This window comes from Cyclobacterium sp. SYSU L10401, from assembly GCF_010993705.1.
Taxonomy (GTDB): Bacteria; Bacteroidota; Bacteroidia; order Cytophagales; family Cyclobacteriaceae; genus Cyclobacterium.
Genome location: NZ_WOFO01000003.1, coordinates 584,043 through 596,002, shown reverse-complemented (window position 1 = coordinate 596,002; position 11,960 = coordinate 584,043). Strand labels below are relative to the sequence as shown.

7 protein-coding genes are annotated in these 11,960 nt (G+C 45.6%); 6 read left to right on the top strand and 1 reads right to left on the bottom strand.

Translation table 11 applies throughout. From position 1 onward, the window contains the following. The first annotated feature begins 8 nt into the window (after positions 1–8). Positions 9–3,128 carry an efflux RND transporter permease subunit gene (locus GL182_RS10365; protein ID WP_163379576.1) on the top strand — a complete coding sequence of 1,040 codons (3,120 nt, stop codon included), beginning with the start codon at positions 9–11 and terminating at the stop codon, positions 3,126–3,128. A gap of 41 nt (positions 3,129–3,169) precedes the next feature. Further along, positions 3,170–3,598 carry a DsrE family protein gene (locus GL182_RS10360; protein WP_163379575.1) on the top strand — a complete coding sequence of 143 codons (429 nt, stop codon included), beginning with the start codon at positions 3,170–3,172 and terminating at the stop codon, positions 3,596–3,598. Between the two features lie 5 nt (positions 3,599–3,603). Here the strand turns inward: GL182_RS10360 and GL182_RS10355 are convergent, their stop codons facing one another. Further along, positions 3,604–3,927 (bottom strand): hypothetical protein, encoded by a 324-nt coding sequence (locus tag GL182_RS10355; protein WP_163379574.1) that lies wholly within the window; start codon positions 3,925–3,927, stop codon positions 3,604–3,606. Between the two features lie 189 nt (positions 3,928–4,116). On the opposite strand from GL182_RS10355, the gene GL182_RS10350 reads away from it, so the two are divergent. The 4 genes from GL182_RS10350 (at position 4,117) to GL182_RS10335 (ending at position 11,939) form a co-directional block, all read left to right on the top strand. After that, positions 4,117–5,310, top strand: a complete 1,194-nt coding sequence (locus GL182_RS10350) for an alpha/beta hydrolase fold domain-containing protein (RefSeq protein ID WP_163379573.1) — start codon at positions 4,117–4,119, stop codon at positions 5,308–5,310. An 8-nt stretch (positions 5,311–5,318) separates the two neighbouring features. Then, entirely contained in the window at positions 5,319–6,455 is a 1,137-nt protein-coding gene (locus GL182_RS10345; RefSeq protein WP_163379572.1) for an endo-1,4-beta-xylanase, read from the top strand. 4 nt (positions 6,456–6,459) lie between these two features. Continuing rightward, positions 6,460–8,166: a glycoside hydrolase family 43 protein gene (locus GL182_RS10340; protein ID WP_163379571.1), complete on the top strand. Its 1,707-nt coding sequence runs from the start codon at positions 6,460–6,462 to the stop codon at positions 8,164–8,166. Positions 8,167–8,582: 416 nt separating this feature from the next. Then, the gene (locus tag GL182_RS10335; RefSeq protein ID WP_240469771.1) at positions 8,583–11,939 is read left to right on the top strand and encodes a SusC/RagA family TonB-linked outer membrane protein; all 3,357 of its coding nucleotides are present in this window, start codon (positions 8,583–8,585) and stop codon (positions 11,937–11,939) included. The last annotated feature ends 21 nt before the right edge of the window (positions 11,940–11,960 follow it).

Sequence of the window (11,960 nt, the reverse complement as noted above, 5' to 3'; positions counted from 1 at the left end):
CCAAAACCATGAAGGACCAAACCAAGCCCGATACCGAAAATGGTGCCATAGCCTTTATGGCCAGAAGACCGATTATCACCAACCTGCTGATGGTTATTCTTCTTGCTGGTGGATTTTATACCATGTATAATATCCAGAAGGAAGTTTTTCCCCAGTTTCAGCTGGACATTGTGGAAATATCCGTGGTATATCCCGGTGCAGCTCCGGAAGAAGTGGAACAGGGCATTGTGCTTCCGGTAGAAGAAACGGTTCGAGAGGTACAAGGTATCAAAGAAATTATTTCCTCGGCCAATGAAGGTTCCGGAACAGTAGAAATCTGGCTGATCCCCGGTACCGATCGCATGAAAGCCTTGCAGGACATCAACCAGGCAGTTAGCCGGATTCAAACCTTTCCTGACGATATAGAAAGGCCTCAAATCATCCTTCAAAACCAGCAAATGGATGTAATGCAGGTGGGGATTTATGGAGATGTAGATGTCTGGACTTTACGTATTCTTGCCGAGAGGCTGCGTACCCGGTTTTTAAGCGATGATGAAATCACCCAGGTGGAGATCGGCAATGTACCTGACTTTGTAACCCATGTGGAAATCCCCCGAAATACCCTGCTGAAATACAACCTTACCCTTGGGCAAGTGGCCGACCTGATTGAAAATTCCAGCCGGGATATTCCGGCTGGTTCCATTGAAACCCTCTCCGGAGAAATTTTGCTGCGCATGGAAGAGCGGAAACTGGTAGCCGAGGAATTTGCCAATATTGATATCATTTCTTCAGAATCCGGTTCCACCGTCACATTGGGAGATATCGCCTCCATTAGGGATGGCTTTGAGGAAGTGGGTTTTCATGGTCAATTTGAACAGCAGAACACGGTGGACCTGGAGGTATTCCGGATAGGCAATCAATCTCCCCTTGATATAGAAGTTATCGTCAAGGATATTCTGGAAGAATTTAAGCCCAGCCTGCCACCTGGTGTTCAGGTTCGGATTGAAAGCAACCGGGCCGAAGACTTCCGCGAGCGGCTTTCCCTGCTGACGGAAAATGGACTGATGGCCATTGTGATTGTATTGGTAATTCTGGGACTGTTTTTGGAATACCGATTGGCTTTCTGGGTAATGATGGGCATGACCATTTCCTTTGTAGGAGCCATTATTTTTCTGCCTGCTGTTGGAATCAGCATCAACATGATTTCCATGTTTGGCTTTTTGATTGTATTGGGGATCGTGGTGGATGATGCCATTGTGGTCGGAGAAAACATCTACGAATACCGTCAAAAAGGATATTCCTACATGGATGCCGCGATCCTTGGTGCCAAAGATGTTTCCAAACCGGTAATTGTCAGTATACTGACGACGGTAATGGCATTTGTTCCATTGCTCTTTATTCCCGGGGAAACCGGCAAATATTGGTGGCCGCTACCTGTAGTGGTGATTGTGGTGCTCTTTGTTTCTTTATTCGAAGCGCTGTTTATATTGCCATCCCACGTTAACAAAGCGCCAAAAGGCTCCAAACATGCCTGGATTTTGAAATTGGAGAAATGGCAGGGAACTATTGCTGCGGGCTTTAATCGTTTTATCAATCGTTACTACAAGCCATTTCTGGACCTCTGCCTGAAAAACCGCTACCTTACTTTTTCTGCAGCCATTTCCCTCTTGATACTGGTGGGCGGCTACGGGTACAGCGACCACATGGGCATGGTTCTCATGCCGGAGGTAGCCGCAGATGAAATCGAGGCGGCGGTTCGGCTTCCTGTAGGCACCACCAATGACCAGGCAGCAAAAATAGCTAAAGAAATCACTACAAATACCCGGAACATGTTTGAAACCCATAATCTTTATGAGGTTGCCGAAGGGGTTAAAACCAATGTTCGGGGAAAAGACTTTATTGATGTGGAAATTGTGATGAAACCACCTGACCAGCGAGACATGAGCGTCAAGGAACTGATAGCGCTCTGGCGGGAAAACATCGGGGACATCAAAGGAGTAGATCAGATTAATTTTGAAGCTGAGCGCGGACCGGGTGGTGCGCGGCAGGATATCAGCGTGGATTTGAGTCATCCGGATATCGAAGTATTGGAACGGGCCAGCAGGGAGTTTCTGGAACGGGTGGAGGCCTTTTCCGAAACCCGGGATGTTAGCGACAATTACAATAAAGGCAAGCTTCAGCTGGGCTTTGAATTGCTACCGGAAGGCCGTAACCTGGGCCTTACACCCAATATAGTAGGACAACAAATCAGGGATGCCTTTTTTGGTGCACTGGCCATGCGACAGCTTCGCGGAATCAACGAATTTGAAGTTCGTGTGAAGCTGCCATTGGAAGAACGGAAGGATATGGACTACCTGGATGAATTTATCATCCTGGCACCCAATGGCACGGCCGTACCTTTGTTGGACGTAGTGCGCATCAGGGAAGGGGAAACCTTTACCAATATCAACCGTCGTGATGGCAAAAGGGTGGTAAATGTAGGCATGGATGTGGAGCCTCCTGCTGCACAGACCAGGGTACTTAATGCACTCAATGAACAGGTTTTACCTCAATTAAGGGCGGATTTTCCGGGTATTGCCTGGACGTATGAAGGGAGTCAGGCAGAAATGCGGGAATCTACTGAAGCCTTGTGGTCGGGTTTTATCATTGCCATGTTGCTCATTTTCTGCTTGCTGGCAGTAGCACTGAGCAGCTATACCCAGCCCATTGTCATCATGATGGCCATCCCTTTTGGAATAGTCGGTGCCGTGATCGGACACATTCTATTGGGCTATGATTTATCCCTGGTTAGCCTGATGGGAGTAATTGCCCTCTCCGGGGTGGTGGTAAACGACTCCCTTATCATGATCGATTATGCCAATAAACACCGGGTCAATGCTTCAGCTTATGAGGCCATACATGAGGCAGGCGTACGTCGTTTCCGGCCTATAGTTCTGACTACTCTGACTACCTTTGGCGGGCTAACCCCCATCATACTTGAAGGTTCAAGCCAGGCCATGCAATTGATTCCAATGGCCATTTCCCTGGGGTTTGGGATCATTTTTGCCACCGCCATTATTTTGGTGATCGTACCTTGCCTGTACATGATCTTTGAAGATTTGGTTCAGGCTGTTAAACCCGCAGAAAAGCAGGAAGAGGTATCCGCATAATTTTGGAAAATAGCTGTATATTCGTACAAAATTATAGATTTATGAAACTATTTGTTCGTTCAATATTGCTTTTAGTATTGCTTTCCAGCCCATTTCTGCTTCAGGCACAGGTGGTGGATCAGGAAGTCCACCGGGTTGTATTTCAGGTTACTAAAGGAGAGCCTGCCGACCAGGAACAAGCCATAGGCCAACTCAATAACATCCTGAGGGCACTGCCCAATGCAGAAATTGAGGTGATCTGTCATGGAAAAGCCCTGCCGTTTCTTCTTGAAGCACAAAGCCAGGTAAAAGAAAGTATTACAGACCTGCTCAGCCGTGGTGTGGTCTTCGCTGCCTGTGAAAATACCATGCGCAGGGCCGGCGCAAGTAAAGATGACCTGATATCCGGCGTGATTACCGTTCCTTCGGCACTGGCAGAAATCATCATTAAGCAGGAGCAAGGTTGGGCATATATCAAAGCGGGTAATTAGTGCGGCTAGGGTTTCCTGGGTAATGGCTTCCTGCTTATCAAGGCCCAGATAGGTTTGCCATCTTCGGAGGCCCGGGCGCCAATTTCAATCAATAGCCGCTTGGTAGTGGCTTCATCGGCACCGATCACATGCTGGAGGGTATTCAATTCCCGCCATTCGTGTGCTTTATCATTTAGCAAATTTAAAAGCAAGTCTTTTCTGGGCTGGTCTTTTTTGGTCTCTGTTTTTTGTTTCAGGTAATGCCCCAACCAGGTTCCTGCCAGGGTGGCCAGAGAGCCTATGACGGCACCGGAAAATCCAATAAAGGCAATCCAAATAGCGTCCGACATAATCAAAAATGGAAGGTGTTATTATGAAAATAGGGATAAAAATTATTCTAACCAATAATAATTACGATAAACTTGTTCCTGTATAGATAAGATATGGTAAAAAAATATTTATACGTACTGAATAAATTCACTATGCGACTTTCTTCAGTAGTATTTTTAATTTTCTTGATGACTCTAATTCCACGATTGATGGCAAAAACGAATCAGAAAGCGGCCACCGACAATAATTCAGCAGACAGCTACCAGGTGACCCTTAGACCTGCGGAAAACGGGTCTTTCAGTATAAGGCCGGAAATTTCTCCCGACGGAATGGTAAAAGCGGGGACGGCGTTAACCATCAAAGCTAGTCCTGCTTCAGGTTATAGCCTGGATGCCATTTACTACACGGTAAAAGGAGGCATGTGGGGAACGACAAGTCATGAGTTTTTTTCCTCCGAAGTTACCCTAACAGTGACAAAGGACATGACTCTGGGGGCCGTTTTTGTCGAAAATTTCCTGGCGGAGAATATTCAGGTGATTCAGGATGTAGTATATGCCCAACCAGGCGTGAAACCCTTGAAATACGATGTGTATTCCCCAAAGGGAGCCAGACAACTTCCGGCAATCGTCATCATCCACGGCGGAGGCTGGTCCTCCAATAACGAAGACATCATGCGTGGACTGGCTCGGGAGCTGGTCAAAGAAGGAAAATACGTTGTATTCAGTATAGACTACCGCTGGATCAATAAACTGGATGGAGATCCTACACCCAACCACATGCACCAGCTCATAGAAGATGTATTTGGAGCCATTGCCCATATTCAGGAACATGCCATGGAATACGGTGCCGATCCCACACGAATAGCGGTAACCGGCGACAGTGCCGGTGGCCATTTATCAGAAGCAGCGGCGCTACTCGGTCCACATATTGGAAATGGCGGCTTTGGAGAGCAGGAGGGGCTGTATGAGTTTATGCCCAGCTATATTCCTCCAACCAAATCAATAGATCAGGTAAAAGAGGAAATCAGCAGGGCCATAAAGGCAGCAGCTCCTAGCTATGGACCTTCCGATGCCGTTGATTTTAAAGGATTTATGGAGCAGACAGATTGCGGATATTGGGATGCGGTTTCCCCCATCAGGCATGTGCCTTCTTTCCAGAAGCGGGCAATACCTCATTTCATAGTTCGTGGTACGAAGGATCCGCTTATATCGCATGAGATGGTTCAATCTTATGTAGAGGTCCTTCAGGATAAGGGGCAAAAGGTCAGCTACATACAGGTAGAGGGTGCAGGCCATGCTTTTTTCGACTGGAAGCCGGATGCGCAGACCAGAGCCACTTTTGCCCGCTATGGCCAGCCTTATGCAGCCGAAATGAGGAAATTCTTTGATGGTATCTTTTACTAGAAAAGACGATGAAAGTAATCTTAGTTGCAATCGCAGTACTATTAAGTTGGGGAGGACACGCGCAAACCAACGCTAATAGCCCCACGGATGGGGCTGCCCAGTCACTGAAGGAGCTGTTTGATGGGAAGTTTTATATGGGGACGGCCATGAATCGCCGTCAAATTAGCGGGGAAAATCAAGCGGAGGTAGCGCTGATTAAAACGCAGTTTAATTCCATCACCCCGGAAAATGTGATGAAAAGCGAACGCCTGCAGCCCCAGGAGGGGGAGTTTACCTTTGATCTGGCAGATGCTTTTGTGGCATTTGGAGAAGCAAATGACATGCACATCATAGGACATACCTTGATCTGGCATTCTCAGGCTCCCCGCTGGTTTTTTACCGATAAACAGGGCAATGATGTTTCCCCGGATGTTTTAAGACAACGCATGGAAAGTCACATAAAAACCGTGGTGGGCAGGTACAAAGGGCGGGTTCATGGCTGGGATGTGGTCAATGAAGCCATTCTTGACGATGGATCCTACCGGGAAAGCAAGTTTTACGAGATTCTGGGCGAGGAATTTATTCAACTAGCCTTTCAATATGCCCATGAGGCCGACCCGGAGGCGGCATTGTACTACAATGATTATTCCATGGCCAATGCCGGTAAGAGGAGTGGAGTAGTCAAAATGGTGAAGGCTTTACAGGAGAATGGATTAAGAATTGATGGCATTGGCATGCAGGGACATGTGGGGATGCATCACCCATCTCTGGATGAGTTTGAAAAAAGCATCACCACTTTTGCAGCTCTTGGGGTAAGGGTGATGGTGACAGAACTGGATCTGAGTGTGTTGCCTTCCCCCGGGAATGAGGGAGGAGCAGAAATTTCCGATACCAGGGCCTATCAGGAAAAGTTCAACCCTTATACAAAGGGGTTGCCAGATGAGGTGAATGCCGCTTTCACCGAACGCTACCTGGATTTTTTCAAATTGTTTCTGAAACATGCCGATAAAATCAGCCGTGTAGCCACCTGGGGTGCAGCAGATGCCCAGTCCTGGAAAAACAATTGGCCGGTCCGGGGTAGAACGGATTATCCACTGCTTTTTGACAGGGAGTATCAGGCGAAGCCTATCGTGCATGCATTAATTGAAATCATGAATAATCAGTAAATCCATGAAGAAAAATCCAATCCAAATTAACCGACTGATACTACTGCCCTTAATACTGAGTGCCGCTTTTTACTTTTCGGCCGTCTCCGTTTGGGGCCAGGAGCAAAGTAAGGAAACCTTTAGCAATCCTATATTCCCCGGTTTTTTTCCAGACCCGGGTATTTACGCAGTGGGGGAAGATTTTTATTTGGTCAATTCCACTTTTTCCTTTTTCCCCGGAGTACCCTTATTCCATAGTAAAGATTTGGTGCATTGGAGACAGCTAGGACATATCCTGGACCGACCCGAGCAGATGGATGTAGAAGGTTTGGGTATTTCCGAGGGAATATTTGCCCCTACCATCCAATACCATGATGGGGTGTTTTACATGCTGACCACCCTGGTAGGCAAAGGGGGTAATTTTGTGGTAACAGCCACCGACCCTGAGGGACCCTGGAGCAAGCCCATCTGGTTGCCTGCTGTTCGGGGCATAGATCCTTCTTTGTTCTTTGACGATGACGGCAATTCCTATATTATATACAATGGAGACGCCCCGAATAACCGCCCGCTTTACAGTGGGCATCGAACCATCCGGATCATCGGGTTTGACCTTGGAACCCTGAAAACAGTGGGGGAAGACCGGGTACTCGTGAACGGCGGTGTGAACATAGATGAAAAACCCGTATGGATAGAAGGTCCCCATATTTTTAAGACCAGGGGCTACTATTACCTTTGCGCAGCAGAAGGAGGGACCAGCGTCAACCACTCCCAGGTAATTTTCAGAACCCGAGACCTCAATGAAGCCTTTATTCCATACGAGGACAATCCCATTTTGACCCAGCGGCATTTGGACCCGAACCGGCCGAATCCCATATCAGCTACGGGTCATGCCAATCTGATAGAAACTAAAAATGGCGAGTGGTGGGCGGTATTTCTCGCCACCAGACCCTATGATACCGAGGATCATTATAACATTGGAAGGGAAACTTTTTTAGCTCCGGTGAAATGGACCGATGACGATTGGCCCATCATTAATCCTGATTACGAAGAAGTGCAATACCAATACCCCAGGCCTGATTTGCCTGAACACACATTTGAAGACCATTTTCCGCTCTCCGGAAATTTTACCATTTCCGATGATTTCGATAAGGAAAAATTGGCGGATTACTGGTTTTTCATCCGTGTGCCAACGAGCAAATGGCATCGCATTGAGGAAAAAACGCTCACCTCTCAAGTAAGGCCGGAAACGGTGTTTGGAACCTCCAATCCCAGTTTTATCGGCAGAAGGCAGCAACATAATAAAGGGCAGGCCACACTGGAAATGTCCTTTAATGCCCGGAATCCAAACGAAAAAGCCGGCTTGTTACTTTTCCAAAACGAGACCCATCACCTGTTGCTCTGCATGAGCCAAAATACAGCCGGCAAGCCAGTGGTGCAAGTACTGAAAGCCAACGAAGCGAAGGAATACGAGGTCCTGGCAGCGCAGGAATTGGATGGGGCGCAGGATAAGGTAACCCTGAAAGTAGATTTTGACATGCCAGCGTATCGTTTTGCGATGAAGCAGAACGAAGATTGGCTGCCCTTGTATGATTTCAAAGAAGGAGAATACCTCAGTACCCGTGTAGCCGGTGGCTTCGTCGGAGTGACCATGGGACCTTATGCCAGTTCCTCGGGCAGTCCGTCCTCCAATACCGCTTCGTTTTACAATTTTACCTATACGGGAGAAGATTAGGCAAATGGAATTTAAGTCTTAAAATGCTTCTATTTGTAAACAAGACACACAAAATTGGTTATTCATGTAAACAATTTAAATGGAATTAAGTAAACTAAACAAAAAATGAGAGAAATGAGGGTGAAATAGCAAGGAAAGCATGTTAAATAATAAAATATCAGTTATTTTGTATAGGTGGCAATAGTAAAAAGCTTTCATCGTTCTTCCAACCATTTTTTCATTAAAATTTCCTCAAATTTCGAAATACTTCTTTTAGAATACACTCTGAAACCTGATCAATATTTCTCCTCTCTATTTATCTAATTAATTAGTTTAGGTGGGTAAGTTTTCCACCTTGAGGGCACCTGGATTAAAATGTTACCTTTGTCCCCCTCAATCAAAAAATCTATTAATTATAAAAAACAACTACTAATTTTATGAGTAAAAACCTAAACAAATTGACGAAGGTCTTTTGTACGATGGTCCTTTTTTCACTGCCTTTTTTTGCCCATGCCCAGACAACGGTTTCAGGGGTAGTTACTGACAAAACAGGGTTTGGAATACCAGGAGTGACGGTACTATTAAAAGGGACATCAGAAGGGACCGTTACAGATTTTGATGGAAAGTATAAAATTGAGATAGACGAATCTGATGCCGTTCTTGTTTTTAGTTCAATTGGATTTGATTCGCAGGAAATAGATGTGGGGACCAAAAACCAAATTGACGTCGTATTAAAGGAGGATGTTACCGGGCTAACCGAAATTGTGGTAACGGCTTTGGGAGTAGAAAGAGAGGAAAAAGCACTTGGATATTCCGTTCAACGATTAGATGGTGAGGATTTAGCCACTGTAAAAGCGATCAATCCAATAAATGGACTTTCCGGTAAGCTATCTGGCGTATACATAACGGGAAGCGGAAACGGTCCTACTGCTTCTGCGAACATTACTATACGGGGAGCAGCTTCTTTATTGGGAAATAACCAGCCATTGTTTGTTGTGAATGGGATGCCGATCACAAACGATCTTTACAGCTTTGACGATGGGTTAAATGGCTCCACAACCATTGATTTTGGGAATGCGTCACAAATAGTAAATTCCGACGACATCGCTTCCATTAATGTTCTGAAGGGACCTGCCGCTTCCGCGCTCTATGGAAGTAGGGCAGCAAATGGAGTAATTCTTATTGAGACCAAAACCGGGCAGGGGTCCGATACGCCAATGGGTGTTGAAATTAACTCAAGCACTACGTTTGAAAACATCCTAAGATTACCTGATTTTCAAAATGAATATGGGTTTGGTGCGGACGGTAAATATAGCTACGTCGATGGTTCGAACTACATTGGTCCCAATGAATCGTATGAAGCATACGGTGAAAATTGGGGCCCAAGAATGAACGGACAGCTTATTAAGCAGTTTAATTCAAATGGTGAACCCGTTCCCTTTACACCGGCACCCGATAATATTCGCAACTTTTTTAGAACAGGAATCACCTCCATTAATAATATTGCGCTAAATAACTCAGATGAAAACGGCGATTCACGGTTTTCATATACCAACCTGGGAAACAAAGGCATTGCGCCCAATACCAACTTGAATAGAAATACACTTCAAGCGAGCATTGGCAGGAGATTACTGGACGATCGCTTAAAAATAAGGGTGAATTCCATGTATGTAGCATCAAATTCTGATAATGTGCCCAATGCTGGCTATGATGAATCATCTTCCATCATGTACGGTTGGTTATGGTATCCGCGGCAGGTGGAGATCAATGATCTGAAAAATTACTGGGAAGTTCCAGGCGTACAACAGCGCTATGTGGAGGATCTTTGGGTAAATAACCCTTGGTTAGTTGCGAAGGAAAATACCAATTCATTTAAAAGCAATCGCTTCATCACCAACCTGAGAGCAGAGTACGATTTTTCAAAAAACTTTTCAGGACGGTTCCGATATGGAGCGGATGTATTGGATGAAGAAAGACAATATCGTAGGGCACCGTCAACTAAAGGTGTTTTAAGAGGAAGTTACCGGGAAGATGAAGTTTCTTTTAGCGAGACCAACGCTGAGTTATTATTCACCTACAACACGGATCGCGACAATTTATCAAATTTTGACCTGGATGTAAGTGTTGGGGGCAATATTATGAAACAAAATGCAAATTTTCTGGTAGCCAACAATCCTGAACTAGCCGAATTTGGTGACACGGAGAGCATTTACACCTTAGCAAATGCTCGATCAGGTGTTTTAGTAGAATCTCAGAAGACTGAAACTGGTATTAATAGTTTGTTTGGAACAACAACCTTGTCCTATTTAAACAGCCTGTTTCTAGAAGCCTCTTTCCGTAACGATTGGAATAGCACGCTGGTAAATCCGATGGAAGGTCTTGAGGGCTCTAATTTCAGCTTTGGATATCCATCTGTAGCTGTAAGTGCCGTCCTTTCCGACTTACTCGACATCTCCCGACAATTTGCATTTTTGCAGTTAAAAGGATCTTTTGCTGAGGTGGGGAACGGTGCGCCTCCTTACTCTTTTGGAAATACCTTTGCGCCACAACCTGCTTTTGGTTCACAAACCGCATACACCACCAATATTATTTTCTTTGATCCGGATCTTAAGCCAGAGCGTACACAGGCGTGGGAAGCCGGGTTAGATGCCCGATTCTTTGAAGGTAGACTTCGAGTAGACCTGACTTATTACGAAATGTTAAGCTTTGATCAGATAATAGATTTACCGGTTGCCAAGACCAGTGGTTTTGAATTTTATAGGACCAACGGAGGGGAAATCAGCAATAAGGGAATCGAATTAACTGTTGCGGGTAGAGTTATTGATAATGAAGACCTTAAATGGGATGTGATGTTAAATGCTGGAAGAAATAGATCCGTCATTGAATCGCTACCCGATATCATAAGCGGTGGGAGGTACTCGATAATAGCAGACTTATTCCCAGGCGACGAAGGAGGTTCTGACCTTGAGTTTGTAGCCGAAGAAGGCAAATTGCTGGGGCAGCTATACGGACTTGGCTTTGAACGGGGGCCTGATGGCCGTATCATCCATCAGGATGGTATTCCCATGATGACTGATGAAAAAGTATCTGCAGGCTCCTTCCAGCCCGATTGGAGAATTGGTATTAACAATAGTTTTACCTACAGAAACCTTACGTTGAACGTTCTTTTCGATGGACAAATAGGGGGTAAAATATATTCCCGCTCCCATTCACTTTATGGTACCAGTGGGGCCATTACCAATAATGACGATCCTAACCTGCCGTTGTCCACATTGGAAGGACGAAGAGTCCATTCAGTAGCTTACGACAGCGATGGCAATCCGGTCTACACGCTGGAAAATGCCGGTGGTGTTGTGGGACCGGGTTGGAACTGGACAGACGGTAACGGAGACGGAGCTTTCGTCAATGAAGATGGGTCCTTTCAAACAGAAGAACTCGCTGAAAATGATGTGGTTGTACCTTCGGGAGGAGCGCAGTACACAGGTTATTTCTACCAATACTATGGTAATGGTTTTAACAGAGATAATATCGAAGCGGCCACCTATGATGCTACCTATGTGAAATTGAGGGAACTGAGTATCAGTTATGCAATTCCAACATCACTAACAAATCAAATAGGAATTCCCAGAGCGAGTGTCTCCTTTATAGGCAGAAATCTCTTGTTATTTACCGATGTTCCAAGCATTGATCCGGAAACGTTCTCCATTCGGAATGGAATGTTCGTGAATGGGTTTGAGAGCACGCAGCTGCCATCCACCAGAAGCTATGGTTTTAGCATAAATCTCGACTTTTAAAAAGCTGGCCAGTAATTAGAA